Source organism: Pseudomonas sp. LARHCG127 (genome assembly GCF_052871455.1).
Genome location: NZ_JBIXJT010000010.1, coordinates 200853 through 227292 on the forward strand (window position 1 = coordinate 200853; position 26440 = coordinate 227292).

Below are 26440 nucleotides of genomic sequence, written 5' to 3' on the forward strand. Positions count from 1 at the left end.
AGCAAGCTCGCTCCCACAAGGGCTCATCATCCAGCCAGGAAATGGCGATCAGGCCTAACGAGCCACCTTGCGCGGCACGATCTTCTTGAGCAACTGCCGGGCCTTGCCCTTGAGTCGGGTCAGGCCCGACTCCTTGCCCGGTGGCGTCAGCCCTTGCTGGCGCAGCCAATCCTTCCAGCGAATCCGCTCGTCGCGCACCAGCCAGCCGTCCTGCCGGGCGAAGCTTTCCGCCAGGTACAGGCCACGGGTGCTGGCCGGGTGCAGTTGATCCTTTTTCAAGGTGTACAGCTCGGGCAAGGGCTGCCCGTCCTGCAGGGGCATCAGGTACAGGTCCGGGCGCTTGCGGTCCAGGCGGGCCACCAGTTGGTCACCTTCCAAGCGTTCATCGACGTGAAACAGGCTCAGGGACTTGGCTTCCTTGGGCACATCCAGGCGCAAGTCATAAATCAATTGCAGCGATGCCGTCGGCAGGTGCACGTAGGCCCGTGGCCGCTCGATCAGTTGCAGGTTGGCGCTGCGCACCGGGCGGGCCGAGCCCGACAGCGGCGTCAGGCGAAACGGCAAGGCTTCGCGGTAATGCAGGGCCGTGGCGTAGGGGGCCGGCAGCCAGGTGTCGTTGAAGCGTCCACCCAGCCAGCCTTCAGGGGTTTCCAGCAGGCACTCTTCGGCAATTTCGCTGATGGCGGTGAGCAGCGGCAGGTTCAGTTCGTGGGCCGGGACATAGCCGGAAATCAGCTTGAGCACCACGTCGCCGCGATCCTGCCGACGCTGGCGCACCAGCACCCAATAATCGCGGTTCTGCCAATGCAGCGTCAGGCGTACCGAGACGCCCAGATTGGCCAGCTCCAGGGAAAAACGCTCGGCATCGGCCACCGCGACAGGGCGGCGGCGCTGCAAGGTCTGGGCGAAATTCAGCGGCATCCCGACACTCTGGTAAGTCAGGCCTTCGGGGGTCGCTTCGACGAACAGGGGCAGGGTCTTGAAGTTGCTTGGGTTCTTTCTGATGAGCGTACGCGGCATGTCGGCTCCTTCCTTCAGGCCGCGTAGGGCGGCGTCAGTGTTTACGCAGGACCGTGGCGACGGTCGCGACGTTGTGGGCGAGGTGCAGCGGATTGATGGTGCCGACAATAGCACTGGCGACCCCAGGATGCTCAAACAACAGTTCGAAACTGGCGCGAACCGGGTCTACCCCGGGGCTCAGGCAGACGTGGCCGCTGGCCAGGGCTTTTTTCACCAGGATCGCTTTGCCGTGTTTGCTGGCGTAGTCAATGACAGCCTTTTCGTTTCGTTCGTTCAGATTGTAGGTGACCATCGCGCAATCGCCTTGCTCCAAGGCTCTGAGGCCGCCGTCGACGGTCTTGCCGGAAAAACCGAAGCCGCCGATCTTGCCCTCGCGCTTGAGCGCCGCCAGCGTCGGGTAGACCTCGCTGTCGTTGAGGATCGCCAGGTCGTTGCCGTCGGAATGCACCAGGATCAGGTCGATATAGTCGGTTTCCAGGCGCTTGAGGCTGCGCTCCACCGAGAGTCGGGTATGGGCGGCGCTGAAGTCGTGGCGCGACTGGCCGTCACTGAATTCTTCGCCGACCTTGCTCACAATCACCCAGTCCTGGCGTTGGCCACGCAGCAGCGGGCCAAGGCGTTCTTCGCTGCGGCCGTAAGCCGGCGCGGTGTCGATCAGGTTGATGCCCAGGTCACGCGCCAGTTTGAGCAACATGCGCGCTTCGTTGTCATCGGGAATCTGAAACCCGTTGGGGTATTTGACGCCCTGGTCGCGGCCCAGCTTGACGGTGCCCAGGCCCAGGGGGGAAACCCGCGGGCCGTTATGGCCGAGGGGGCGGTAGAGGTCATGCAGGGTCGCTTGGATCATGGCAGCAGTTGCTCCCAGGCAGGCACGCCCATGGGCGGCTTCGGCAGGTCCGGCAGCGGGGCCGGGTGACTGGGTTGGATGCCATCGCGTTGCAGCGCGTTGAACACCCGATCGGCGAAGTCCGGGGCCAGGGCCAGTTTGGTCGGCCAGCCCACCAGCAGGCGTTCCTGCTCGGCGAGGAAGGCGTTATCCGGGCGGGTCAGGCCTGATTGCAGCGGTTCGGCGCGGTCAACCCGCAGCGTGGCCCATTGCGCGGTGCTGAGGTCGACCCAGGGCAACAGTTGGCCGAGTTCTTTCTGAGCTGCGGCGATCTGTGCCGCGGGCTCGCGGGCGACGGCATCACCTTCGGCAAGGTCGCCCCCCAGGTACCAGACCCATTGGCCATCGGCGGCGGGATGGGTAGTCACGGTGACGCGTGGCTTCGGTCCGCCGCCCAGGCAATGGGCGTAAAGCGGCTTGAGGCTCGGTCCCTTGACCAGGACCATGTGCAACGGCCGCGTCTGCATGGCCGGTTTGTTCAGGCCCAGGGCCTTGAGCAGGTCGGCGGTGCCCGCGCCCGCGCTGAGGATAATGCGTTGGGCACGGATCTCGCGGTCGTCGACCTTCAGCCCGACCAGCTCACCGGCTTCGCGCAGTGGCTCGATGCGCTGCCCGGCCAACAGGCTGTCGCCGGCCAGTTCCGCCAGGCGCGCGATCAGGCTGGGCACGTCGACCACCAGTTCGGCCAGGCGATAGACCTTGCCCTTGAAGCGCTTGTCTTGCAGGGCCGGCGGCAGTTGATCGCCCTTGACTTGGTCGACCCGTCCGCGCACGGCCTTGCTGGCGAAGAAACTGGTGAGGTTGCCGGCCAGGGTGCCCGGGGACCAGAGGTAATGGGCGTCGGACAGCATGCGTACGCCGGACAGGTCCAGTTCGCCTTCACCTTTCAGGGCTTCGCGCCAGCGGCGCGGCATGTCGGCGATGGCTTCCGAGGCCCCGGTCAAGGCGCCATGCAACGCGTACTTGGCGCCGCCATGGATGATGCCCTGGGATTTGACACTCTGCCCGCCGCCGAGGCTGGCGCTTTCCACCAGCACAGTCGAGAACCCCTGGCGACGCAGGCGGGCGTTCAGCCAGAGGCCGGCGACGCCTGCGCCGACAATCAGAATGTCGGTGGAAATAACGGATGGCATGAGCGACCTCAGTGTTCAAGACGAGGGCGCAGTATACAGACTCGCTGCGCAAGGCATTTGTTGGCGATCAACGTCGGCCACATGGGAGCAAAGCTTTTGTGGCGAGGGAGCTTGCTCCCGCTGGATCGCGCAGCGGTCCCAAGCTTTTTGGGGCTGCTGCGCAGCCCAGCGGGAGCAAGCTCCCGCGCCCCAAGTGCGTTCCAGCTCAATATCGGTGTGTTCCAACTCAATGGCAGTGTTTTCAGTGCCCAGCAGTCTTGGAAAAGAGTTGGATCACGACAACCCCAAGAACAATCAACGCCATCCCCAGCATCGCTGGCACGTCCAGCTTCTGCCCGTAGATGAACAGCGCCGCCACGCTGACCATGACGATTCCCAGTCCGGCCCAGACTGCATAAGCCACGCCCACCGGTACGGTGCGCACCACCAGCGTCAGCATCCAGAACGCAGTGCCGTAGCCAACGATGACCAGCAGCAAGGGCAGGGGTGTGCTCAGGCCCTTGATCGCTTTCATCGAAACGGTGGCGATCACTTCGGCGCAGATGGCAATGGCCAGGTAGTAGTAGGCGTTCATGGGCGATTCCTCTTTGACGGTTGCATCTTTCGATGGGGCCATTCTAGAGATCGTCCAGATGCGGTAAAGTCATTACCTATCTGTATTGGAGATAGGTTGAGCCATGAACGTGCAGTGGAACCTGGAGCAATTGCGGTTGTTTGCCGAAGTCGCCGAGAAGCGTTCGTTTTCCGCCGTGGCCCGGGACCAGCGCAAGGCGCAATCGGCCATCAGCAGCGCGATTGCCTTGTTGGAAGACGACTTGGGGGTGAGCCTGTTCGACCGCAGCAGCGGTCGCCAGCCTAAACTCACCGATGCGGGCGTGGCGCTGCTTGAGGAGGCCAGGGAAGTGCTGCGCCAGTGCGAGCGCCTCAATGGTCGCGCCCTGGCCTTGATGCGCGGGCAGGAAGCATCGCTGCGCCTGGCCCAGGACGAGGCCATGCCTTATCAGCCGGTCATCGACAGCCTGGCGGCCCTGGCCGAGCAATTCCCCACCCTCGAAGTGCAACTGGCCAGCGCCGCCCAGGGCGATGTGGCGCGCAAACTGGTGGAGCGGCGCGCCGACCTCGGCTTGCTGTTCTATCACGATCAGATCCCCGAAGCGCTGGAGCGCCGGGTGCTGGGCAGCGTCGAGATGGTCACGGTGTGTAGCCGGGGCCATCCTTTGGCGAACCACGCGTATGTGAGCTGCCGGGACATGGCCCGGCACCGCCAGTTACTGATGGCGACCCAATCGAGCGTCTATCCCGGTAGCGAGCAGGCCAGCCCGCAGGTGTGGCGGGCCGACAGTTTCTATGTGTTGGCCGAATGGCTGAGGAGTGGCCTGGGCTGGGCGTGGCTGCCACGGCATGTGGTGCAATACCCGGCGTACCTGGGCGATATGATCGAGCTCAACAGCGAATGGACCCCGCCGGCCCTGGTGGTGGAACTGGTCTGGCGCCGCGATGAACCCCTGGGCCCGGCCGCTCGTTGGCTGGCGGAACGTTTTGCCGTGCAGTTGCAGGCGATCGGCTGAAAAACCGATAAACTCCGCCGCCATGAACAGAACTCTCTATAGCGCATTGTTTTATCTGGGGCTGCCACTGGTAGCGATTCGGCTGTGGCTGCGGGCCCGCAAGGCGCCGGCTTATGCCCGGCGCATTGGCGAGCGGTTCTCCTGGGGGCTGCCGGCCATGGCCCCGGGGGGCATCTGGGTGCACGCGGTGTCGGTGGGCGAGAGCATTGCCGCCGCGCCGATGATCCGCGCCTTGCTGCAACGTTATCCACAGCTGCCAATCACCGTTACCTGCATGACGCCCACCGGATCGGAGCGAATCCGGGCGCTGTTCGCCAACGAGCCGCGTATCCAGCATTGCTATTTGCCTTACGACTTGCCGTGCGCCGCCAAGCGTTTTCTTGACCAGGTTCGGCCGAAACTGGCGGTGATAATGGAAACCGAGCTGTGGCCCAATCACATTCACCAATGCGCCCGGCGCGGCATTCCCGTGGCCCTGGCCAACGCGCGGCTGTCGGAGCGTTCGGCGCGGGGTTATGCCCGCTTTCCCAAGCTCACCCGGCCGATGCTCGCCGAGATGAGCCTGTTCGCCGTACAGACGGAAGCCGAAGCCGAGCGTTTTCGCCAATTGGGGGCTCGGGCGGAAACCGTCGAGGTCACCGGCTCGATCAAGTTCGACCTGACCATCGATCCGCAGTTGCTCGAAAGTGCCAGTGCCTTGCGCCGTGAGTGGCAGGCGGTGGACCGCCCGGTGTGGATCGCCGCCAGCACCCATGAGGGTGAGGACGAAGTAGTGCTGGCCGCCCATCGTCGGCTGCTCGACAGTTATCCCGATGCGTTGCTGATCCTGGTGCCCCGTCACCCCGAGCGCTTCGATTCAGTGCATCAACTGTGTGTAAGCGAGGGGCTGGTCACGGTGCGGCGCTCCGGTGGGCAACCGGTTACCGCCCAGGCTTCGGTGTTGCTTGGCGACACCATGGGCGAACTGCTGTTTCTCTATGCGTTGGCCGACAGCGCGTTTGTCGGTGGCAGCCTGGTGCCCAATGGCGGGCACAACCTGCTCGAACCGGCGGCCCTGGCGAAACCGGTGCTCAGTGGGCCGCACCTGTTCAACTTCCTCGAAATCGCCGCGCAACTGCGTGCCGCCGGTGCGCTGGCCGAAGTGGAGGATGCCGAGAGCCTGGCCCTGGCGGTCCAGCGCCTGTTCGAACTGCCCCGGGACGCCCAGCGCATGGCCGAGGCGGGGCTTGCGGTGATGCGCCGCAATCAGGGCGCGTTGCAGCGGTTGCTGGAGGGGTTAGGGCGGTTGCTCGGCTGAGCTGTTGTGGCGAGGGAGCTTGCTCCCGCTCGGCTGCGAAGCAGCCGCTAACCGGTCATCACGATTCTGACTGACAGAGCGCGGTGACTGGTTTTGGGCCTGCTTCGCAGGCCAGCGGGAGCAAGCTCCCTCGCCACAGGTAGGTCGCCCCACCACAGGAAGCCCTCGTTGCCAGTGAGGACGGTAGGTTATTGCGCTGGTCGCGAGCGCAACTGCTGTGCCGCCGCCTGTGCCAAGTCCGGCGGCAGGAAGTCCTTGTCCGGGTTGTAGTCGGGCTTGAGGTAGCGGGACAGGGCTTGCAGGTCCTCCGGACTCAACGTCCCGGCGGCCTGCTTGAGGCGCAGGTTGTCGAGGATGTAGTCATACCGGGCGTTGTTGTAGTCGCGCACCGAGGTGTACAGCTGGCGCTGGGCGTCCAGCACATCGACGATATTCCGAGTGCCCACCTGGTAGCCGATTTCCGTGGCGTCCACCGCGCTCTGGTTGGAGATGATCGATTGGCGCCGGGCCTGGACCTGTTCCACATCGGTGTTCACCGCGCGATGCAGGTTGCGGGTGTTTTCCACCACCTGGCGGCGCAGGGCTTCGCGTTGCTGCTCGGTCTGGGTGAGTTGCGAATAGGACTCGCGAACCTGGGAGCTGGTCAGCCCGCCGCTGTAGATCGGAATACTCAATTGCAGGCCGATGGTGCGTTGCTCCGCGTCGCCACCGTAGCGCTGGCCGGTGGGGCTCGGGTTGGTAAAGCCGAGGCCGTCGTTGTCACCTTTGCGGTACTGGGCGATTGCATCGAGGGTCGGCGCGTGGCCGGCCTTGCGCTGGCGCAAGGTGTCTTCGGCGGCGTCGACGGCGTAATTGCTGGCCAGCAGGTTGAGGTTCTGCTTGGCGGCAGTGTCTACCCAGGCCTTGGCGTCGTTGGGCGCCGGCGGCAGGATCGGCAGGGTGTGGACGACGCCCTGGATCGAGTTGTACTGGCGGTTGGTCAGGGTGATCAGCGCTTCGAAGGCATCTTCGACCTGGCGTTGCGCAATGATCCGGTTGGCCCGCGCGGTATCGTAGCTGGCCTGGGATTGCAGCACGTCGGTCTTGTCCGACAGGCCCACGTCGAAACGTTCGTTGGACTGGTCGAGCTGGCGCTTGAACGCGGCTTCCTCGGCCTTGGTCGAGGCCAGGTTGTCCTGGCTGCGCAGCACGTTGAAATAGGCTTCGGCACTTTGCAGGATCAGGTTCTGCTCGGTGGCAGATAGCTGCAGCGATGCCTGCTCATTGACCGATTTGGCCGCTTGCAGTTGGAACCAGCGGTCGGCGCGGAAAATCGGCTGGGACAGCGTGGCCTGGTAGACCGTGGAGCTGCGGGTGGCGGTCATCGCCGGTTGGTCGAGCTCGGTACGGGTGTTGTTCAAGTCGGCACCGGCCGAAAGGTTGGGCAGCAACCCGGCGCGGGCCTGGGGCACCACTTCCTTCTGGGCGCCATACTGGGCGCGGGCGGCGGCCAGGTCGGCGTTGTTGTCCACCGCTTCCTGGTACACGCTGACCAGGTCGGTCAGGGTGGATAAAGGCGCTTCGGCGGCCCAGGCCATTCCATTGGACGCACAAGACACGGCGAGGGCCAGTGAGAGTTTGCGCAGCATGAGGCGATCCCTACGTTCAAATTGAATGCGCATAACAGGCGCGCGGCGTAGCGAGTGTAGTTGCGCCTGGGCACGGCAACAATCCTGTATATGCGCCATTCATCACGCCTTTTGCCCTGGCGATGGCGTTCTGTCGTGGTTGTGTCTAGACTGGCCGGGTTCTTGTCGGGGTGCCTTGCTATGAGGCTGAGATCGAATAATTTCGGATCCCGTTGAACCTGATCAGGTTAGCGCCTGCGTAGGGAACAAGATTTCTCGTCACCCGGCGAGTCCTCTTGTGCTTCGTCCGGGATGTCGTTCGACCCTTGAACGCACTCGAGCAGCAAGCACAGCGTCCGCACTTCCGTGCAGGGACGCGTCCATTCGTTACAGGTTCGCTCCGACAAAAATCCACTGCCTGGATGTGTGTCTGGAGAGCCCGTGATGACGACAAAATCAAAAAACGCGACCAACCTCAGTGAATCGGCCCAGGTCGATCAGCAATCGGTTCAGCCCTTTACCCGCTCGCAAAAAATCTACGTCCAGGGCTGCCGCCCGGATATCCGCGTGCCCATGCGCGAAATCAGCCTCGACGTGACCCCCACCGACTTCGGCGGCGAAATCAACGCGCCGGTGGTGGTCTACGACACCTCGGGTCCGTACACCGACCCGAACGTGATCATCGACGTGCGCAAAGGCCTGGCCGACGTGCGCTCGCCGTGGATCGAAGCCCGTGGCGACACCGAGCGCCTGGCGGGCCTGAGCTCCAACTTCGGCCAGGAGCGCTTGGCCGACCCCGAGCTGACCAAGCTGCGCTTCGCCCACGTGAACAATCCGCGTCGCGCCAAGCCGGGTGCCAACGTCAGCCAGATGCACTACGCGCGCAAAGGCATCATCACCGCCGAGATGGAATACGTCGCCATCCGCGAAAACATGAAGCTTGAAGTCGCCCGCGCCGCTGGCCTGCTGGACCAGCAACACGCCGGCCACAGCTTCGGCGCCAGCGTGCCGAAAGTCATCACCGCGGAATTCGTGCGTGACGAAATCGCCCGGGGCCGCGCGATCATCCCGGCCAACATCAACCACACCGAACTGGAACCGATGATCATCGGCCGTAACTTCCTGGTGAAGATCAACGGCAACATCGGCAACAGCGCGCTGGGTTCGTCCATCGAAGAAGAAGTGGCGAAGCTGACCTGGGGTATCCGTTGGGGGTCGGACACGGTCATGGACCTGTCCACTGGCAAGCACATTCATGAAACCCGCGAGTGGATCATCCGTAACTCGCCCGTGCCGATCGGCACCGTGCCGATCTACCAGGCCCTGGAAAAAGTCGGCGGCGTGGCCGAAGACCTGACCTGGGAATTGTTCCGCGACACGCTGATCGAGCAGGCCGAGCAGGGCGTCGACTACTTCACCATCCACGCCGGCGTGTTGCTGCGTTATGTGCCGATGACCGCCAAGCGCGTCACCGGTATCGTCAGCCGTGGTGGTTCGATCATGGCCAAGTGGTGCCTGGCGCACCACAAGGAAAACTTCCTCTACACCCATTTCGAAGACATCTGCGAAATCATGAAGGCCTACGACGTCAGCTTCTCGCTGGGCGATGGCCTGCGTCCGGGTTCGATCGCCGACGCCAACGACGAAGCGCAGTTCGGCGAGCTGGAAACCCTCGGCGAGCTGACCAAGATCGCCTGGAAGCACGACGTGCAATGCATGATCGAAGGCCCGGGCCACGTGCCGATGCAGTTGATCAAAGAGAACATGGACAAGCAGCTCGAGTGCTGCGACGAGGCGCCGTTCTACACCCTCGGCCCGCTGACCACCGACATCGCGCCGGGCTACGACCACATCACCTCCGGCATCGGTGCGGCGATGATCGGCTGGTTCGGTTGCGCCATGCTTTGCTACGTCACGCCGAAGGAACACCTCGGCTTGCCGAACAAGGACGACGTCAAGACCGGGATCATCACCTACAAGATCGCCGCCCACGCCGCCGACCTTGCCAAGGGTCACCCGGGCGCGCAGATCCGCGACAATGCCTTGAGCAAGGCGCGTTTCGAGTTCCGTTGGGAAGACCAGTTCAACCTCGGCCTCGACCCGGACACCGCCCGCTCGTATCACGACGAAACCCTGCCGAAGGACTCGGCCAAGGTGGCGCATTTCTGCTCGATGTGCGGGCCGAAATTCTGCTCGATGAAAATCACCCAGGAAGTGCGCGAGTACGCGGCGAACCAGCGCATTGAAGCGGTGGATGTCGATGTCGCCCAGGGCTTGGCGGAGCAGGCCGAGCGGTTCAAGAAGGAAGGTAGTCAGCTTTACAAGAAAGTCTGACCTGGGCGGCACTCACCTGTGGCGAGGGAGCTTGCTCCCGCTGGCCTGCGAAGCGGGCCCAAAACCAGTCACCGCGTTCTGGCAATCAGAATTGTGGTGGCCGGTTTGGCGGCTGCTTCGCAGCCGAGCGGGAGCAAGCTCCCTCGCCACAAGGATGATCCGCGCCCCAAAACAATAATCTGCCCTGAGATATCTCTGTGAACATCCAACCCAGCCCCTACTCCCCCGACACCGCCGTGCCCCTGGACAAACGCGTCTTCGGCGCCCGCGATCTGTTTTCCCTGTGGTTCTCCCTCGGCATCGGCCTGATGGTCTTGCAGGTCGGTGCCTTGCTCGCGCCGGGCCTGGGCCTGAGCGGTTCGTTGCTGGCGATTTTCCTCGGCACGCTGGTGGGCGTCCTGCTGCTGGCGGCGGTCGGGGTGATCGGCAGCGACACTGGCCTGTCGGCCATGGCCGCGCTGAAGCTCAGCCTCGGCAGCAAGGGCGCGAGCGTGCCGGCGGTATTGAACCTGCTGCAGCTGATCGGCTGGGGCTCGTTCGAAATCATCGTCATGCGTGACGCCGCCAGCCTGCTCGGTGCCCGGGCTTTCAGCGAAGGCAGCCTGGGTTCGAACCCACTGCTGTGGACGCTGTTCTTCGGCGCCCTGGCCACTTTGCTCGCCGTGAGCGGGCCGCTGACCTTTGTGCGCAAGGTTCTGCGCAAGTGGGGCATCTGGTTGCTGCTGGCGGCTTGCATCTGGTTGACCTGGAACCTGTTCGCCAAGGCTGACCTGGCCGCGCTGTGGGTCCAGGCGGGCGATGGTTCGATGCCGTTGGCGGTGGGGTTCGATATCGCCATCGCGATGCCGCTGTCGTGGTTGCCGCTGATCGCCGACTACTCGCGTTTCGGCAAGCGCGCCAAAAACGTCTTCGGCGGTACGGCGGTGGGCTTCTTCATCGGCAATTTCTGGCTGATGAGCCTGGGCGTGGCCTACACCCTGGCGTTCGCGCCGAGCGGTGAAGTCAACGCGTTGCTGCTGGCCCTGGCGGGTGCTGGATTGGGTATTCCGCTGTTGCTGATTCTGCTGGACGAGTCGGAAAATGCCTTCGCCGACATCCACTCGGCGGCGGTATCGACAGGCATGTTGTCGGGGTTGAAGGTCGAGCACCTGGCCTTGGCGATTGGTGTCATCTGCACCTTGATCGCCTGCTTTGCACCGTTGGCGCAGTACCAGAACTTCCTGTTGCTGATCGGCTCGGTGTTCGCGCCGCTGTTCGGCGTGGTGTTGGTGGACCACTTCATCCTGCGCAAACGCAGCAGCCAAGTGGTGTCAGCCGCGTTGCGCTGGCCGGCCCTGTTGGCCTGGTTGGGTGGGGTGAGCACCTATCACCTGCTGGCCAATTTCTATCCGGACATCGGCGCAACCCTGCCGTCGCTGATCCTGGCAGGGTTGCTGCAACTGTTGCTGGGCCGGGCCTTCAGCTACGGCCGGGAAACAGCTCGGGCTTGAGGATGCCATTGAGGCGTGGATAGGCGATCTTCAATTCGATGTGGCCCAGGGCGTACGGCGCGATGGTGCTCACTTCGTACTTGAGGATCACCCCGCCGTAGGTCAGCGCGATGTGTGGGGTTTTCTGGAAGGACCACTGTTTCAGGAACTCGGGTTCCTGATCCAGCTTGGTGCTGATCAGCCAGCTGTTGTGAGCCACTTGCGCGGCTTTCCAGAAGGCTTCTTCCTGGCCCGGCAGCAGCATGTCCGACAGTGTCAGCACCTTGTGCTGCTGGCGCGAATAGTTGATGAAACCGCGCCCCGGCGTGCCGTGGGCACCGCCGGTGTCCAGGTAGCTGGACAGTTCGATGATCACCAGGCCGTCATGTTGCTCACGTACCTTGGCCTGCAAATAGCTGCTGTTGCCTGGCGCGGCGTTGCGCAGGAACTGCTCGCGATAGGCCGCCAGCGTCGGTGCCGCCGGGGTGTCCGGGGTGGTGCGGGTCATTTGCAGCAGGCGTTTTTCGATGATGCCGTCCAGGGCGGGTTCGGCCGGAAAGTGCAGGGTATCGATGTTCACCAACGGGCAGTCGGCACTGGCGCAACCTGGTTGCAGTTGTTCCGAAGCGTCGCGAGTGGTCTCCAGCGGCGCGCGATAGTTGGGTTGGAACAGGCTTTGGCAAGCGCCCAGGGTCAGGGCAATGGCGGCCACGGAGGCAGTTTTGAAAAGCGACATGGGCGTCCTTCATGAAACACGGAAAGGCAAAAAGTTACCCGCTTCGACTGTCAGCAAGGCAATCAGTTCGCCACTAAGCTCATTAGAGTGATTTTAAGCGCAGCCGTCCATCCCGATCACTGGCAGGGGGCTGCCCCAAAGGGTTCGAGCGCGTTAGGATGGCGCGAAGCCGAGGTTGGAACCTCGTATTGATCGACTGCACACGAGGATTGTCATGACCGATTTCGCCAACGCCACACCGAACGCCGTGGACATCGTCAAGCGGGAGACCTGCTTCAAGGGTTTCTATAAGCTCGACCGCCTCGTCTTGCGCCACGAGTTGTTTGCCGGTGGCATGAGCCGTGAGATCAACCGTGAATTGTTCGTGCGTCATGATGCGGTGTGTGTGCTGCCCTACGACCCGCAGCGCGATGAAGTGGTGTTGATCGAGCAGTTTCGCGTGGGGGCCATTGGCAAGACCACCAACCCCTGGCTGGTAGAGTTGGTGGCCGGGCTGATCGACAAGGATGAGCAACCGGAAGAGGTTGCTCATCGTGAAGCGCAGGAGGAAGCTGGGCTTGTCTTCGCTGCGCTCTGGCCGATGACCCAATACTTTCCATCGCCGGGCGGCAGCAATGAATTCGTACATTTGTACCTGGGGCGTTGCGACAGCACGGGGGCAGGCGGCCTGCATGGCCTTCTGGAGGAAGCCGAGGACATCCGGGTGAAGGTCTGGGCCTACGAAGATGCCTTGCAAGCCGTGCGCGACGGACGTATCTGCAACGCGGCCAGCATCATTGCCTTGCAATGGCTGGCCTTGAATCGCGATGAAGTGAGGGGGCTATGGTCCTGAACAAGCTGCGCGACCGCTATCGCGTCGATCTGGTGGGGTTGCAGGCCGCCTGCGAGGCCAACTACGCCCGCCTGATGCGCTTGTTGCCAGACATGCGCAACGACCCGCTGCCACGCCGCATCGCCGTCACTCATGGCGACCAGATGCTCGGCGTGCTGGCCCTGGAAGTGCTGCAGGCCTGCCCCTACACCACCACCTTGCAGGTGCGTCAGGAGCACAGCCTGCCCTGGCTGCCGGTGCCGCAACTGGAAGTGCAGGTCTATCACGACGCGCGCATGGCCGAAGTCGTCAGTGCCGAACATGCACGACGCTTTCGTGGCATCTATCCTTACCCCAATGCGTCAATGCACCAGCCGGATGAAAAAGCCCAGTTGAACCTGTTCCTGGGCGAGTGGCTGAGTCATTGCCTGGCGCTGGGCCACGAGTTCGAAGTCGTTCGGTAGTTGTGAACCGGTTCCGGTTCGCGGGTTTCCCCTTTCGATCGTCCCCCAGCATAATTGCCGCTTCATGCAACGGCGTGATTGCGCCTGGGAGAAAGCGATTTGCCGAGCGTATCCAGCTTGACCACGGCCGATGTGGCGTTGTTGGTCCAACTGTCTGACAGCCATTTGTTCGCCGAGGCCGAGGCCTCGTTGCTGGGCATGAATACCCGTGACAGCTTGCGGGCAGTCATTGATTTGGTGCTCAAGCAGCAGCCGAACATTGACCTGATGCTCGCCACCGGGGATTTGTCCCAGGACGGCACGCTGCAATCCTATGAGGCGTTTCGGCAACTGACTGCACGAATCGACGCGCCGGCGCGGTGGATTCCCGGCAACCATGATGAGCCGCAGGTGATGCTTGAGGCGGCGGTCAAGAGTACGTTGCTCGATCCGGTGGTGGACATTGGCAATTGGCGGGTGACGATGCTCGATTCGGCCGTGCCAGGTTCGGTGCCGGGTTTTTTGGCCGAGGAGCAGTTGATTCTGTTGGCCAATGCCTTGAGCGAGGCGCCGGAGCGGCATCATCTGGTGTGTCTGCATCATCACCCTGTTTCGATCGGGTGTGTGTGGATGGAGCCGATCGGGTTGCGTAATCCGGAGGCGCTGTTTGCGGTGTTGGATCGGTTTCCCCAGGTTAGGGCGGTGTTGTGGGGGCATGTGCATCAGGAGATAGACCGGGTGCGCGAGGGGGTTCGTTTGTTGGCTTCGCCTTCGACCTGTATTCAGTTTGAGCCGGGGAGTGAGGATTTTGCGGTGGGCTCGCAGGCGCCGGGGTATCGGTGGTTGCGGCTTTTGCCGGATGGGCGGTTGGAGACGGGGGTTGAGCGGGTGGTTGGATTTGCGTTTACCCCGGACTATGGCTCCAACGGTTACTGAGTTCGATCCTGTTTATTGTGGGAGCGAGCCTGCTCGCGAAGGCGGCCTGACAGTCGGCCTTGTTGACCGGGTACATATCCATTTCTGCGGTAACGGCAGCTGGCGGTTCCGCCCTTACGGCGGCTCACTTTTTTTCAAACGCCAAAAAAAGTAAGCAAAAAAGGCTTGCCCCACCACTCGGTGCCTCGCTAGGGCTCGGCATGCCCTCACTCCGGCATTGCTCCGTGGGCCGCCGCGAAGGGCCATCCATGGCCCAGCGCGGCTATCCCGGCATCCATGCCGGGATGCCCACTGCGCAATGCCTGCGTTCGGCCATCGTGGTTAACGGGGCCCCAAGATCAAAAGCCAAGCCGAGGCGGCCTTAAAGCCGACCTGGCTCTCTCGCTCGTACACCCGTCAGATCTGTGGGATCGGCAGTGGTCGCAAATTCATAGGTCACATTGACCCCATGTGGGAGCGAGCCTGCTCGCGAAGGCGGCGGCACATACAACCTGGATGCAAGCAGACCCACCGCTATCGCGAGCAAGCTCGGCTCCCACAGGGATCGGCGGTGGAGACTGATCTTATAAACGACCCAAAACCTGTGTGGGAGCGAGCTTGCTCGCGATGGCTGCCTGACAGCCGACCTGGATTGTGGGAATGGTCGGACAACCCTCCGGGCTGCAGCAGATTTTTCCGACGAGCCCTGGCGGTTGCCGGGTGGGAAGGGCTGTCGCTAGTCTTTTCCCGTCGCTGCAAATTCAGCGGTCGGGCCTGGAAACCCGATAAGTAAGGGTGCAACAGCGCGCCACATGAGATACTGCATCGCTTTTTTGCGTGTGCAGTTTTGCGTTATGGCGGCTGTGCGCGGGAGACTTTCGAGTCTGCCGGGTTTTGCTCCTTTACTCCGGTTTTCCAGCCCGCGCATAGCTGCCACCCTCTCGCCTGGAAACGGGAGATGGCGGTTCCACTACGTTAGAGGAGCTGCATCATGTTCAAAGCCACACCCAATCCCCCCGAAACCGATCCCCAAAAACTCGATGAAGCCGCCAAGCGCGCCATCGATCATTATCTCGACCCCAAGCCCGACCCCAAGAAGAAACAACCTTCAGGCCCATTGTTCTCTGTCTCGGAGAGCGCAGACACCGAAACCCTTCTAGCCAACCTCAGCGAAACCCTGGCCTCCGCCAACGCCATGCTCGGCGACCTAACCTTCGACCTGGAAGGCTCGCGTCGGCATTTTGCCCTGGGAGTCCAGCAGATGATCGAGATCAGTGAGTTGTTGGCGAACCGGGCGTTGGACATTGTTGCGCCGAGACAATGATGATTTTACGGCTGACAACGTAACCCGTGGCGAGGGAGCTTGCTCCCGCTGGCCTGCGAAGCAGGCCCTAGACCAGGCTCCGCGTTCTGTCAGTCAGATGGGGCATTGCAGGTTTGGGGCTACTGCGTAGCCCAGCGGGAGCAAGCTCCCTCGCCACAAAGCGGAGTGTCATTCAAAACACCCCAAACCACCTCGAACTCCCTGTAAACTCCGGCCTTTGCCCAACACCCAGGGAGTCGGCAATGTCGGGTTCGATCCTTTATATCCATGGCTTCAACAGCGCCCCAGCATCGACCAAAGCCTGCCAACTGGTCGAAGTGATGGCACGCCTTGGCCTCAGCGACCAGCTACAGGTGCCGGCCCTGCATCACCACCCCCGCCAGGCCATCGGTCAGCTGGAACAGGCGATTACAGAACTGGGGCGGCCGCTGCTGGTCGGCAGCTCGCTCGGCGGCTACTATGCGACTCACTTGGCCGAGCGCCACGGGCTCAAGGCCCTGTTGGTCAATCCTGCCGTGAGCCCGCATCGGATGTTCGACGGGTACCTGGGGACGCAGAAGAATTTATACACCGACGAAACCTGGGAATTGACCCACGACCACGTGACGGCCCTGGCCGAGCTGGAAGTGCCGGCGCCCCGGGATCCGCAGCGGTATCAAGTATGGTTGCAAACCGGTGACGAAACCCTGGATTATCGCCACGCCCAGCAGTATTACCGCGCCTGTGCCTTGCGCATCCAGGCCGGCGGCGACCACAGTTTCCAAGGGTTTGCCCAACAGTTACCGGCATTGTTGAGTTTTGCCGGCATTGGCGCCGATTTGTACCAGGCGATCGACTTCACGTCGCTGTGAACCATCGCCCCTTTTTCATTGAACACTGACGACGAGACCCCATGGCCACTCCCAGCGCTAGCTCTTATAACGCAGACGCCATCGAAGTCCTCTCGGGCCTCGACCCGGTGCGCAAGCGCCCCGGCATGTACACCGACACCAGTCGGCCGAACCACCTCGCCCAGGAAGTCATCGACAACAGTGTCGACGAAGCCTTGGCCGGGCATGCGAAATCGGTGCAGGTCATCCTGCACGCCGATCACTCGCTGGAAGTCAGCGATGACGGCCGCGGCATGCCGGTGGACATTCACCCTGAAGAAGGTGTGTCGGGCGTCGAGCTGATCCTCACCAAACTCCACGCCGGCGGCAAGTTTTCCAACAAGAACTACCAGTTCTCCGGCGGTCTGCACGGCGTGGGTATTTCCGTGGTCAACGCCTTGTCGACCCAGGTGCGGGTGCGGGTCAAGCGTGACGGCAATGAATACCAGATGACGTTCGCCGACGGCTACAAGGCCACCGAGCTGGAAGTGGTCGGCACCGTCGGCAAGCGCAACACCGGGACCAGCGTGTATTTCGCCCCGGATCCGAAGTATTTCGATTCGCCGAAGTTTTCCGTCAGCCGTCTCAAGCACGTGCTCAAGGCCAAGGCCGTGTTGTGCCCGGGGCTGCTGGTCAGTTTCGAGGACAAGGCCACCGGCGAAAAAGTCGAATGGCATTACGAAGACGGCCTGCGCTCTTATCTGGTGGATGCGGTCAGCGGTTTCGAGCGCCTGCCCGACGAGCCGTTCTGCGGCAGCCTGGCCGGTAACAAGGAAGCCGTGGACTGGGCGCTGTTGTGGCTGCCCGAAGGCGGCGAAAGCGTCCAGGAAAGCTACGTCAACCTGATCCCCACGGCCCAGGGCGGTACCCACGTCAACGGCTTGCGCCAGGGACTGCTCGACGCCATGCGCGAGTTCTGCGAGTTCCGCAACCTGCTGCCCCGTGGCGTGAAGCTGGCGCCGGAAGACGTCTGGGAGCGCATTGCCTTCGTCCTGTCGATGAAGATGCAGGAACCGCAATTCTCCGGCCAGACCAAAGAGCGCCTGTCGTCTCGCGAGGCGGCGGCGTTTGTTTCCGGCGTGGTCAAGGACGCGTTCAGCCTGTGGCTCAACGCCAACCCGGAAACCGGCCTGGCCCTGGCGGAGCTGGCGATCAACAATGCCGGTCGTCGTCTGAAAGCGAGCAAGAAAGTCGAGCGCAAGCGCATCACCCAGGGGCCGGCATTGCCGGGCAAGCTTGCCGATTGCGCCGGGCAGGACCCGATGCGTTCCGAGCTGTTCCTGGTGGAAGGTGACTCCGCCGGCGGCTCGGCCAAGCAGGCGCGGGATAAAGAGTTCCAGGCAATCCTGCCGCTGCGGGGCAAGATCCTCAATACCTGGGAAGTGGACGGCAGTGAAGTGCTGGCCAGCCAGGAAGTGCATAACATCGCCGTGGCCATTGGCGTCGATCCGGGCGCCGCGGACATGAGCCAGCTGCGCTACGGCAAGATCTGCATCCTCGCCGACGCCGACTCCGACGGCCTGCACATTGCCACGCTGCTTTGTGCCTTGTTCGTCCAGCATTTCCGCCCACTGGTGGACGCCGGCCACGTCTACGTGGCGATGCCGCCGCTGTACCGCATCGACCTGGGCAAGGAAATCTACTACGCCCTGGACGAAGCCGAGCGCGACGGCATCCTTGACCGCCTGGTGGCCGAGAAGAAACGAGGCAAGCCGCAGGTCACCCGATTCAAGGGCCTGGGTGAGATGAACCCGCCGCAGTTGCGCGAAACCACCATGGATCCAAATACCCGCCGCCTGGTGCAGTTGACCTTGGATGATTTTGAAGCGACGTCGGAAATGATGGACATGTTGCTGGCCAAGAAACGCGCCGGCGACCGCAAGTCCTGGCTTGAATCCAAAGGGGACCTGGCCGAGGTACTGGCCTGATGCGCAACGGTTTCGCCCTGGCGTTGTGGCTGTGGGCGGGGATGGTGGTCGCAGGGCCAGCGCCGGAATTGAAGCTGCTGTCCGAGCACGCCGTCGACGGCATGCGCGGTGGCAACCTGTCCGGGCTGGCGCTGTGCGGCGGCGAGATGTGGACCGTGTCCGATCGCGACGATGACCGGATCTATCGCCTCATGCCCTCCGAGGCGCCGGTCTGGCAGGCCGAGGCGGTTGGAATCGAGGTGCCGAAGGTGCCTGACAGCGGTTTGCCCTGGGGCTTGAGATCGCGAACCTGGGCGGCGTCGTTCCTGCGCGGTGGCGAGCTGGATTTCGAAGGCATCAGCTGTGACAGCGCCGGCAATCGTTATGTGGTCAGTGAATCCCATGCCGCCGTGCTGTACATACCGCCGACGGGGGCCGCATCCTGGCTGAAAATTGCCCCGACGATGATCCGCCAGGCCCGCGCCAGTGGCATGTTGCTGCATTTCAATGCGTTGTTCGAAGGCCTTGCGGTCAGCCCGGCCGGCGACCAGTTGTGGTTGGCGGCCGAGCGTGAGCGTCGCGGCCTGGTGCTGATCAAACGCCAGCAAACGGTGTGGGACTGCGACGGCAATTGTGTCTTGCTCAGCGAAGCGGGCCAGGAAATGCAGCCGGCGCAGTTCCCCAAGGCCAAGGCGGTTTCCCGGGATTTCGCCGACCTGTCATTGTTCAATGGCAAGCTGTTTACCTTGGAGCGCAACGCCTATCAGATCTGCCGGCGTGACCCGCAGACCGTCCAGGTGGAACGTTGCTGGTCGTTCGCCGCCGAGGCGTTGCAGGATAACCGTCGTTATCCCCAGCCTTATGGGCTGGCCGAAGCGCTGGTGGTGGACGCCGACGGAGCCTGGATCGGCCAGGACAACAACGACGGTACGCGGGCCGATGGCGAACAGCGGCCGATTGTCTGGCGCTTCGCCGCGCCTGACGGTGGCTGGAGTGCCTCGCCGTGAGCCAGCAACCACCGGGCAAGCGCGCCGGCCGGGTGCTGATGATCCTGGCCTGGTGCGCGGCGCTGTTTCTGGCGACACGGTTTTTTGCCCAGTGGGAGCAGCGGGAACTCAACCCCAATGCCCAGGTGCAGTCGCAAAAAGGCGAAGGTTTTATCGAGGTGAAGCTAGTCGGCAACCGGCAGGGGCATTTCGTCGCCAGCGGCCAGATCAACGGCCAGCCGGTGGACTTCATGCTCGACACCGGTGCCACCGACGTGGCGATTGCGTTGGAATTGGCCGAACGCCTCAAGCTGGAAAAAGGTTTCGGCGTGACCTTGAGCACCGCCAATGGTGTGAGCGAGGGCTACCGCACGCGCATCGACCGGCTGCAGTTGGGTGACATCGTGCTGCGCGATGTCCGTGCCCTGGTGGCGCCTGGCCTGGGTGGCACGCAGGTGCTGCTGGGCATGAGCGCCCTGAACAAACTTGAATTTACCCAGCGCGACGGCACCATGCTGTTGCGCCAGACAACGAACTGATGAGGCCCGCATGAGCGACATTCTTGCAGACAGCTTAGACGGCGTAGAACGCCGATCGCTGGCTGACTTCACCGAAAATGCCTACCTCAATTACTCCATGTACGTGATCATGGACCGCGCCTTGCCGCACATCGGCGACGGCTTGAAGCCGGTCCAGCGGCGGATCATCTATGCCATGAGTGAACTGGGGCTGGATGCGGATTCCAAGCACAAGAAATCGGCGCGTACCGTCGGTGACGTGCTCGGTAAGTTCCACCCCCACGGCGACTCGGCCTGCTACGAAGCCATGGTGCTGATGGCCCAGCCGTTTAGCTATCGCTACACGCTGGTGGACGGCCAGGGTAACTGGGGTGCGCCGGATGATCCCAAATCCTTCGCGGCCATGCGTTACACCGAGGCGCGGCTGTCGCGTTATTCCGAGGTGCTGCTCAGCGAACTGGGCCAGGGCACCGCGGACTGGGGGCCGAACTTCGACGGCACCCTCGACGAACCCCTGGTGTTGCCAGCACGTTTGCCGAATATCCTTCTCAATGGCACCACCGGCATCGCCGTGGGCATGGCCACCGACGTGCCGCCCCATAACCTGCGGGAGGTGGCCACGGCGTGCGTGCGTCTGCTGGACGAACCGAAAGCCACGGTGGAGCAGCTCTGCGAGCACATCCAGGGCCCGGACTATCCGACCGAAGCCGAAATCATCACCCCGCGCGCAGACCTGCTGAAAATCTACGAGACCGGTCGCGGTTCGGTGCGCATGCGCGCCGTGTACCACATCGAAGATGGCGACATCATTGTCACGGCGCTGCCGCATCAGGTGTCCGGGGCCAAGGTCTTGGAACAGATTGCCGCGATGATGCAGGCAAAACCGTCGAAAGCGCCGCAAGTGGCCGACTTGCGCGACGAATCCGACCACGAAAACCCGTGCCGCATCGTGATCATCCCGGTCAACAGCCGGGTCGACCACGACGCGCTGATGCAGCACCTGTTCGCCAGCACCGACTTGGAGTCCAGCTACCGGGTCAACATCAACATCATCGGCCTGGACGGCAAGCCGCAACTGAAGAACTTGCGGGCCTTGCTGGTGGAGTGGCTGGAGTTCCGGGTCAAGACCGTGCGCCGGCGCCTGCAATTTCGCCTGGACAAGGTCGAGCGCCGCCTGCACCTGTTGGACGGCTTGCTGATCGCCTACCTCAACCTGGATGAAGTGATCCACATCATCCGTACCGAGGAGCACCCCAAGGCCAGCCTGATCGAGCGTTTCGCCCTGAGCGAAATCCAGGCCGACTACATCCTCGACACCCGCCTGCGGCAGTTGGCGCGGTTGGAAGAGATGAAGCTGCGGGCCGAGCAGGATGAGTTGCTCAAGGAACAGGCCAAGCTGCAAGCCTTGCTGGGCAGCGAAGCCAAGCTCAAGAAGCTGGTGCGCACCGAACTGCTCAAGGACGCCGAGACCTACGGCGATGACCGTCGTTCGCCGATCGTCGAGCGCGCCGAAGCCAAGGCGCTGAGCGAACACGATCTGCTGCCGAACGAGAAAGTCACCGTCGTGCTGTCGGAAAAAGGCTGGGTGCGTTCGGCCAAGGGTCATGATATTGACGCGACGGGGCTTTCCTATAAGGCCGGGGACGGCTTCAAGGCCTTGGCGGCCGGGCGCTCCAACCAGTTTGCCGTGTTTGTCGACTCCACCGGACGCAGTTATTCGGTGCCGGCCCATACCCTGCCATCGGCTCGCGGCCAGGGCGAACCGCTGACCGGTCGTTTAACGCCGCCACCGGGTGCAACTTTTGAATGCGTGCTGATGCCTGATGATGATGGGCTCTACGTAATCGCATCGGACGCGGGTTACGGGTTCGTGGTCAAGGGAGAGGACCTGCAAGCCAAGAACAAGGCGGGCAAGGCGTTGTTGAGCCTGCCGAACAACGCCAAGGTGATTGCGCCGCGTCCGGTTGCCGATCGGGAGAGCAACTGGCTGGCGTCGGTCACCACCGAAGGCCGGTTGCTGGTGTTCAAGATCAGTGACCTGCCACAGCTGGGTAAAGGCAAGGGCAACAAGATTATTGGTATTTCCGGCGAACGGGTCGCCAGTCGTGAAGAGTTTGTCACGGATATTGCAGTGTTACCGGAGGGTGCGACGCTTGTGCTGCAGGCAGGCAAGCGCACGCTTTCGTTGAAAGCAGACGATCTTGAGCATTACAAGGGTGAACGTGGTCGTCGGGGCAATAAGCTTCCGAGAGGGTTTCAGCGGGTCGATGCGCTGCTCGTCGAAAACCTCAGTTAGGCGTACTAGAGGGCCCGGTCTGCGATTAAATGCCGCAGATCGTTGCTTTCGCGCTGGAGTCGGCGCGCATATTCACGGATGATAGGCCCTTTCAAGCGCCGGCGTGGCCGAGCGTTCTTCATAATGACCGAGTATTTTTTCACTGTGGCAAGCCTTGTGGCTGCCACCTGGACGGAACGATGACTGCTCTGCGCCTCCCTATTTTGTGGCTCGCCGGCCTGCTTGGCCTGGCGGGCTGCAGCATGAACCAGCCGGTGTCGCTGTACCAACTGGACAGCGGAACCCCGTCCCAGCCTGCGCAAAGCACAGGCATGGCCGTATTGCTCGGCCCGGTTCTGATCGCTGACTACCTGCAGCGTGAAACCTTGTTGCAACGTCAACCGGACGGCAGCCTGCAGGCCGCCACTGACGGTCGTTGGGCCGGCAGCCTTTCCTCTGACATCGATCAATTGCTGCTGCGCCAAGTCGCCGGGCATCTGGACAGCCAGCGCGTGGTGCTGGCACCTGCGACCCAGGGCTTCACCCCGGATGTACAAGTGCTGCTGTCGATTACTCGCCTGGACTCGGGCAAGGATCAGCCGGCAGTGCTCGATGCCCAATGGCGATTGATCGACCGTCGTGGCAAGGTGCGTGAGAACCGCATCGTACATCTGCAAGAGGTCCATGCCGGCACCACCGCGGCACAGGTCCAGGCCCAGGGCGTGCTTCTGCAACGCCTGGCCGAACAGCTGTCGGTGTCGCTCAAGCCCCTGGCCAACCAGCCGCCTGTCGCTGAAGCAGTGCCCCGTAAGTCCGCGCCTGCCCCGGCCAAACCGGTGGAAAAGGAAAAGGACAAGATCCCCATGGCCTTGCCAATTCGTACGGACATGGAAGTGTTCAGGTTCTGATGCCTGGACCGGATATACGACGAAGCCCGCAGTGATGCGGGCTTTGTTGTTTCTGTCGGATGGAATTCTCCAGTGGTTGTGCTGGCCTCATCGCGAGCAAGCTCGCTCCCACAGGGGTTCCTGCGAGCCACAGATCCCTTGTGGGAGCGAGCTTGCTCGCGATGGCGGCATTGAAAGCACAAAAAAGCCCGCAGGCAATCATTCGCCTGGGGCCCGGTGTGATTGGTCTTGGGGCTGCTGCGCAGCCCAGCGGGAGCAAGCTCCCTCGCCACGGGTTCAGTGCGGATCTGTAGCTTGCATAGACCCCTGTGGGAGCGAGCCTGCTCGCGATGGCGGCATTGAAGGCACAAAAAAGCCCGCAGACAATCCTCATCTGCGGGCTTCGTTATTTCAGGCAATCAGGCTCAGACCTGGCGCTCATGCATCCGCGCCAGCTGCCGCTCCAGCATCGACGGGTAAGGCTCCATCAAGCGCTCCACGCAGCACGCGCCTTCGGGGCTGGCGATGGGGCGGATGCGGGCGCGTTGGCGGATCAGGGCGTCGTCGTTGATCTTGCGCTCCACCAGCAGCAGGTTGCGGCTGTGTTGCGACAGTGCCAGGGCGTCCTGGGCGGTTTCGGTCAGCAGCAGGTCGATCTGGCTCAGGCCGAACAAGCCATCACCCAAAGTCAGGCCCAATTGCAGTTGCAGGGTAATGCCGCTGTCGGCGACTTCGATCTGCAATTGGTGACCCAAGGCACGCAGCAACTCACCGCAGCAAATGGCGTTGGTCAGGTAATCGTCGCCGCTGTCTTCGGTGTGGAACAGCATCAGCGTGCTGCCGTCGTTCAGGGTGTGCAATTCGCCCTGGTAGAGCGATGCGGCCTGGTCGAGGCAGTCGCGGTAGCGCTCGAGCAATTCCTTCAGGCGCGCCTGGGGCAGGCGGCGCAGTTGATCCTGGGCGCCCAACTGCACGGCCAATACGGCGCTGTGCTGGGGCCGGTCCGAGGCAACAGGCCTGGCGACCGGTCGAGGTGCTCCGTCGACGGATTCGTCACGCAGGTCGGCGAAGGCGTCATCGTCTTCCTCGTCTTCTACCGTGCGCACCACATGACGTGGCGCCGGTTTGGAGGCGGGCATCGGCTGGCTTTCGTCGAAGCCCGGATCGCGCAGGTTACGCACTTCGAAACCCGGCTCGGCCTCGTCGTCGTCCACGTAGTCAATGTCTTCAGGTTCCGGCACCGGCTCAGGTTCCGGCGCGAAGCTGGCGTGCAGTTGCCGGGCCAGGTCGCCGATTTCGTCCTGGCGCTGGGTGGCGGGCGTGTGTTCATCGATGTCCCGCAGCCAGACGCGCAGTTGCAACAGCGGCGTGGAGATGTGCCGCCCCAGGCGCAGGCTCAAGGCCAATGCCAGTGCCAGCAGGATCGCGCTGAGGATGCCCATGCTTTGCAGGCTGATGGTCATCGGTTGCTGGAACTGGTCCATGTCCAGGCTGATGCGCAGTTGCCCGGCGGTCACGTCCTGGAAGGTGATCTTGCTCTGGTACATGCCGCCGGACTCGCCCAGCAGGCCAGGCTTGGGCCGCTGCCCGGCCTCGGCGAGGATGCGGTTGTCCACGCTGTAGATGGCGGCGTGGGCCACCAGCTTGTTCTTGGTCAGGTTGTTGAGCAGCACGTTGAGGCTGAGGATGTCATTGGACACCAGCAGCTCGGTGGCGGACGTGGCGGTCTGGGTGGTCAGGCTTTCACCCAGGGCATCGGCCTGCTCGTGCATCGCCTGCTTGAATTGCAAACCCATCACGCAGGCATAGATGACCAGGGCCAGGGCGACCAGGATTACGTTATGGCTGGCAATGCGCAATGCAATCGGCACACGACGGTGACGCAGTGCACGGAAGATCAGCAGGAAGAAGTTGTCGGTTTTGACTGGCGTGGGCCGGTTCACTGAGCTCGGCTCTTTGTCCGTGAAATTGACGCGCAGTATAGCGACAGCCCCATGACCGGCAAAGCACTGGCGGTGCCCGATGGTCACTGAATGTGGGTAGAATGCGGTTTTTTTCCACCTGCGGGGGTGCGCCTTGCGCGAAATCGTCCTGATAAACATCACTGGCAGCGACCGTCCGGGTCTGACTGCGGCCATTACCGGCGTTCTGGCCCAGGGTGGTGTGAACATTCTCGACATCGGTCAGGCGGTGATCCATGACACGCTGTCGTTCGGCATCCTGGTGGAAATCCCGGACGCCGAACAAAGCAAGTCCGTGCTCAAGGACATCCTGTTCACCGCCTACAAGCTCGACCAGCAGGTGCGCTTCACCCCGGTGTCCGAGGACGATTACCAGCAGTGGGTGGCCGGCCAGGGCAAGAAGCGCCACATCGTGACCCTGTTGACCCGCAAGGTGACCGCCGAGCAATTGCAGCGTGTCAGCTCGATCACCGCCCAATATGGCCTGAACATCGACCACATCGACCGCCTGTCCGGGCGCATGCCCCTGGACACGCCGGCCGACAAGGGCAAGGGCTGCATCGAGTTTTCGGTGCGCGGCGAGCCCGCCGACCCCCAGGCGTTGCGTGCCGAGTTCCTCAGCGTGGCCCAGGAACTGAACGTCGACATCGCCTTCCAGGAAGACTCGCTGTTCCGCCGTAACCGCCGCCTGGCAGTGTTCGACATGGACTCGACGCTGATCGAAGCTGAAGTCATCGACGAACTGGCCAAGGCGGCCGGTGTAGGCGACAAGGTCTCGGCCATCACTGAGCGAGCCATGGCCGGCGAGCTGGATTTCCGCGCCAGCTTCAAGGAGCGCCTGGCCCTGCTGCAAGGCCTGGACGTCAGCGTGCTCGACTCCATCGGCGCTTCCCTGCGCCTGACCGAAGGCGCCGAGACCCTGTTCGCCGAACTCAAGCGCCTGGGCTACAAGACCGCCATCCTGTCCGGCGGCTTCACCTACTTTGCCAAGCAACTGCAGGCCAAGCTCGGCATCGACTACGTGTTTGCCAACGAATTGGAAGTGGTGGACGGCAAGGTGACCGGCGTGGCCGTCGAGCCGATCGTCGATGCCCAGCGCAAGGCGGACCTGCTGCGCGAACTGGCTGAAAAAGAAGGCCTGCGCCTGGAGCAGACCATCGCCGTGGGTGACGGCGCCAACGACTTGCCGATGCTGGCGATCGCGGGCCTGGGCGTGGCGTTCCGTGCCAAGCCGCTGGTCAAGCAGTCGGCCCGGCAAGCGATTTCCACCCTGGGGCTGGATGGGGTGTTGTACCTGCTGGGTTTCCGGGATCGGGACGGGCAGCTCTGACTTACACGCCGGTTTGGAGTGCATGCTTTTGTGGCGAGGGAGCTCGCTCCCGCTGGCCCGTGTAGGAGCTGCCGAAGGCTGCGATCTTTTGATCTTGATCTTGATCTTGATCTTCGCTTGAGACTCAATGGGTCTTGGAAAGATCGCAGCCTCGCTTCGCTCGG

The 26440-nt window shown here is 62.7% G+C and carries 22 protein-coding genes and 1 riboswitch; of the genes, 15 read left to right on the forward strand and 7 right to left on the reverse strand.

Going from position 1 to position 26440, the window contains the following annotated elements; all coding sequences use genetic code 11:
- Positions 1-54: 54 nt before the first annotated feature.
- The 4 genes from ACIPQ1_RS18620 to ACIPQ1_RS18635 all read right to left on the reverse strand — a co-directional run bounded on the left by ACIPQ1_RS18620 (position 55) and on the right by ACIPQ1_RS18635 (position 3613).
- Positions 55-1020 (reverse strand): hypothetical protein, encoded by a 966-nt coding sequence (locus ACIPQ1_RS18620; protein WP_053117832.1) that lies wholly within the window; start codon positions 1018-1020, stop codon positions 55-57.
- A gap of 34 nt (positions 1021-1054) precedes the next feature.
- The gene (locus ACIPQ1_RS18625; protein ID WP_250962809.1) at positions 1055-1867 is read right to left on the reverse strand and encodes an aldo/keto reductase; all 813 of its coding nucleotides are present in this window, start codon (positions 1865-1867) and stop codon (positions 1055-1057) included.
- Positions 1864-3039: an NAD(P)/FAD-dependent oxidoreductase gene (locus ACIPQ1_RS18630; RefSeq protein WP_446534587.1), complete on the reverse strand. Its 1176-nt coding sequence runs from the start codon at positions 3037-3039 to the stop codon at positions 1864-1866. Before ACIPQ1_RS18630 ends, ACIPQ1_RS18625 begins: the two co-directional genes overlap by 4 nt.
- Before the next feature lie 241 nt (positions 3040-3280).
- Positions 3281-3613, reverse strand: a complete 333-nt coding sequence (locus ACIPQ1_RS18635) for a DMT family transporter (RefSeq protein WP_003197153.1) — start codon at positions 3611-3613, stop codon at positions 3281-3283.
- Positions 3614-3716: 103 nt separating this feature from the next.
- Between ACIPQ1_RS18635 and ACIPQ1_RS18640 the strand changes: the two genes are divergently transcribed.
- Both ACIPQ1_RS18640 and waaA read left to right on the forward strand, forming a co-directional pair.
- Positions 3717-4607 carry a LysR family transcriptional regulator gene (locus ACIPQ1_RS18640; RefSeq protein WP_186708041.1) on the forward strand — a complete coding sequence of 297 codons (891 nt, stop codon included), beginning with the start codon at positions 3717-3719 and terminating at the stop codon, positions 4605-4607.
- Positions 4608-4629: 22 nt separating this feature from the next.
- Complete coding sequence (waaA, locus tag ACIPQ1_RS18645) at positions 4630-5904, forward strand: lipid IV(A) 3-deoxy-D-manno-octulosonic acid transferase (protein WP_446534588.1); 1275 nt, start codon at positions 4630-4632, stop codon at positions 5902-5904.
- Between the two features lie 188 nt (positions 5905-6092).
- On the opposite strand, the gene ACIPQ1_RS18650 is transcribed toward waaA, so the two are convergent.
- Positions 6093-7532, reverse strand: coding sequence for a TolC family outer membrane protein (locus ACIPQ1_RS18650; RefSeq protein WP_186708037.1), 1440 nt, complete (start codon positions 7530-7532; stop codon positions 6093-6095).
- Positions 7533-7688: 156 nt separating this feature from the next.
- Positions 7689-7794, forward strand: a riboswitch (TPP riboswitch).
- A gap of 161 nt (positions 7795-7955) precedes the next feature.
- Between ACIPQ1_RS18650 and thiC the strand changes: the two genes are divergently transcribed.
- Together thiC and cytX are read left to right on the forward strand one after the other, a co-directional pair.
- Positions 7956-9845 carry a phosphomethylpyrimidine synthase ThiC gene (thiC, locus tag ACIPQ1_RS18655; RefSeq protein WP_446534589.1) on the forward strand — a complete coding sequence of 630 codons (1890 nt, stop codon included), beginning with the start codon at positions 7956-7958 and terminating at the stop codon, positions 9843-9845.
- 197 nt (positions 9846-10042) lie between these two features.
- The gene (gene cytX, locus ACIPQ1_RS18660) at positions 10043-11335 is read left to right on the forward strand and encodes a putative hydroxymethylpyrimidine transporter CytX (protein WP_446534590.1); all 1293 of its coding nucleotides are present in this window, start codon (positions 10043-10045) and stop codon (positions 11333-11335) included.
- Here cytX and ACIPQ1_RS18665 read toward each other — a convergent pair.
- Complete coding sequence (locus tag ACIPQ1_RS18665; protein ID WP_446534591.1) at positions 11304-12050, reverse strand: DUF3298 domain-containing protein; 747 nt, start codon at positions 12048-12050, stop codon at positions 11304-11306. The genes cytX and ACIPQ1_RS18665 overlap by 32 nt on opposite strands.
- A 214-nt stretch (positions 12051-12264) precedes the next feature.
- Here ACIPQ1_RS18665 and ACIPQ1_RS18670 point away from each other — a divergent pair, with 214 nt between their 5' ends.
- From ACIPQ1_RS18670 to ACIPQ1_RS18715, 10 genes are all read left to right on the forward strand, one after another.
- Positions 12265-12882: an NUDIX domain-containing protein gene (locus ACIPQ1_RS18670; RefSeq protein ID WP_250962814.1), complete on the forward strand. Its 618-nt coding sequence runs from the start codon at positions 12265-12267 to the stop codon at positions 12880-12882.
- The gene (locus tag ACIPQ1_RS18675) at positions 12873-13325 is read left to right on the forward strand and encodes a DUF1249 domain-containing protein (RefSeq protein WP_092205313.1); all 453 of its coding nucleotides are present in this window, start codon (positions 12873-12875) and stop codon (positions 13323-13325) included. The genes ACIPQ1_RS18670 and ACIPQ1_RS18675 overlap by 10 nt, the downstream gene beginning before the upstream one ends.
- Before the next feature lie 99 nt (positions 13326-13424).
- Positions 13425-14240, forward strand: a complete 816-nt coding sequence (gene cpdA / locus ACIPQ1_RS18680; RefSeq protein WP_250962815.1) for a 3',5'-cyclic-AMP phosphodiesterase — start codon at positions 13425-13427, stop codon at positions 14238-14240.
- 970 nt (positions 14241-15210) lie between these two features.
- Positions 15211-15543 (forward strand): DUF6124 family protein, encoded by a 333-nt coding sequence (locus ACIPQ1_RS18685; protein WP_411386331.1) that lies wholly within the window; start codon positions 15211-15213, stop codon positions 15541-15543.
- Between the two features lie 242 nt (positions 15544-15785).
- Positions 15786-16394: a YqiA/YcfP family alpha/beta fold hydrolase gene (locus ACIPQ1_RS18690; RefSeq protein WP_446534592.1), complete on the forward strand. Its 609-nt coding sequence runs from the start codon at positions 15786-15788 to the stop codon at positions 16392-16394.
- Positions 16395-16435: 41 nt separating this feature from the next.
- Positions 16436-18340: a DNA topoisomerase IV subunit B gene (parE, locus tag ACIPQ1_RS18695; protein ID WP_122567328.1), complete on the forward strand. Its 1905-nt coding sequence runs from the start codon at positions 16436-16438 to the stop codon at positions 18338-18340.
- Positions 18340-19326 (forward strand): esterase-like activity of phytase family protein, encoded by a 987-nt coding sequence (locus tag ACIPQ1_RS18700; RefSeq protein ID WP_250962819.1) that lies wholly within the window; start codon positions 18340-18342, stop codon positions 19324-19326. Before parE ends, ACIPQ1_RS18700 begins: the two co-directional genes overlap by 1 nt.
- Entirely contained in the window at positions 19323-19844 is a 522-nt protein-coding gene (locus ACIPQ1_RS18705) for a retropepsin-like aspartic protease family protein (RefSeq protein ID WP_446534593.1), read from the forward strand. Before ACIPQ1_RS18700 ends, ACIPQ1_RS18705 begins: the two co-directional genes overlap by 4 nt.
- Positions 19845-19854: 10 nt before the next feature.
- Positions 19855-22119, forward strand: coding sequence for a DNA topoisomerase IV subunit A (parC, locus tag ACIPQ1_RS18710; protein WP_411386333.1), 2265 nt, complete (start codon positions 19855-19857; stop codon positions 22117-22119).
- Between the two features lie 179 nt (positions 22120-22298).
- Entirely contained in the window at positions 22299-23006 is a 708-nt protein-coding gene (locus tag ACIPQ1_RS18715) for a PqiC family protein (protein WP_186708017.1), read from the forward strand.
- Positions 23007-23410: 404 nt separating this feature from the next.
- Here the strand turns inward: ACIPQ1_RS18715 and ACIPQ1_RS18720 are convergent, their stop codons facing one another.
- Positions 23411-24928: an AhpA/YtjB family protein gene (locus ACIPQ1_RS18720; protein ID WP_446534594.1), complete on the reverse strand. Its 1518-nt coding sequence runs from the start codon at positions 24926-24928 to the stop codon at positions 23411-23413.
- A 133-nt stretch (positions 24929-25061) separates the two neighbouring features.
- On the opposite strand from ACIPQ1_RS18720, the gene serB reads away from it, so the two are divergent.
- Entirely contained in the window at positions 25062-26276 is a 1215-nt protein-coding gene (serB, locus tag ACIPQ1_RS18725) for a phosphoserine phosphatase SerB (protein ID WP_053117868.1), read from the forward strand.
- Positions 26277-26440: the final 164 nt, after the last annotated feature.

Coding starts and splice junctions, on each gene's coding strand:
- ACIPQ1_RS18620 (WP_053117832.1), bottom strand. CDS start 1,020: ATGCCGCGTACGCTCATCAGAAAGAACCCAAGCAACTTCAAGACCCTG.
- ACIPQ1_RS18625 (WP_250962809.1), bottom strand. CDS start 1,867: ATGATCCAAGCGACCCTGCATGACCTCTACCGCCCCCTCGGCCATAAC.
- ACIPQ1_RS18630 (WP_446534587.1), bottom strand. CDS start 3,039: ATGCCATCCGTTATTTCCACCGACATTCTGATTGTCGGCGCAGGCGTC.
- ACIPQ1_RS18635 (WP_003197153.1), bottom strand. CDS start 3,613: ATGAACGCCTACTACTACCTGGCCATTGCCATCTGCGCCGAAGTGATC.
- ACIPQ1_RS18640 (WP_186708041.1), top strand. CDS start 3,717: ATGAACGTGCAGTGGAACCTGGAGCAATTGCGGTTGTTTGCCGAAGTC.
- waaA (WP_446534588.1), top strand. CDS start 4,630: ATGAACAGAACTCTCTATAGCGCATTGTTTTATCTGGGGCTGCCACTG.
- ACIPQ1_RS18650 (WP_186708037.1), bottom strand. CDS start 7,532: ATGCTGCGCAAACTCTCACTGGCCCTCGCCGTGTCTTGTGCGTCCAAT.
- thiC (WP_446534589.1), top strand. CDS start 7,956: ATGACGACAAAATCAAAAAACGCGACCAACCTCAGTGAATCGGCCCAG.
- ACIPQ1_RS18665 (WP_446534591.1), bottom strand. CDS start 12,050: ATGTCGCTTTTCAAAACTGCCTCCGTGGCCGCCATTGCCCTGACCCTG.
- ACIPQ1_RS18670 (WP_250962814.1), top strand. CDS start 12,265: ATGACCGATTTCGCCAACGCCACACCGAACGCCGTGGACATCGTCAAG.
- ACIPQ1_RS18675 (WP_092205313.1), top strand. CDS start 12,873: ATGGTCCTGAACAAGCTGCGCGACCGCTATCGCGTCGATCTGGTGGGG.
- ACIPQ1_RS18685 (WP_411386331.1), top strand. CDS start 15,211: ATGTTCAAAGCCACACCCAATCCCCCCGAAACCGATCCCCAAAAACTC.
- ACIPQ1_RS18690 (WP_446534592.1), top strand. CDS start 15,786: ATGTCGGGTTCGATCCTTTATATCCATGGCTTCAACAGCGCCCCAGCA.
- parE (WP_122567328.1), top strand. CDS start 16,436: ATGGCCACTCCCAGCGCTAGCTCTTATAACGCAGACGCCATCGAAGTC.
- ACIPQ1_RS18700 (WP_250962819.1), top strand. CDS start 18,340: ATGCGCAACGGTTTCGCCCTGGCGTTGTGGCTGTGGGCGGGGATGGTG.
- parC (WP_411386333.1), top strand. CDS start 19,855: ATGAGCGACATTCTTGCAGACAGCTTAGACGGCGTAGAACGCCGATCG.
- ACIPQ1_RS18715 (WP_186708017.1), top strand. CDS start 22,299: ATGACTGCTCTGCGCCTCCCTATTTTGTGGCTCGCCGGCCTGCTTGGC.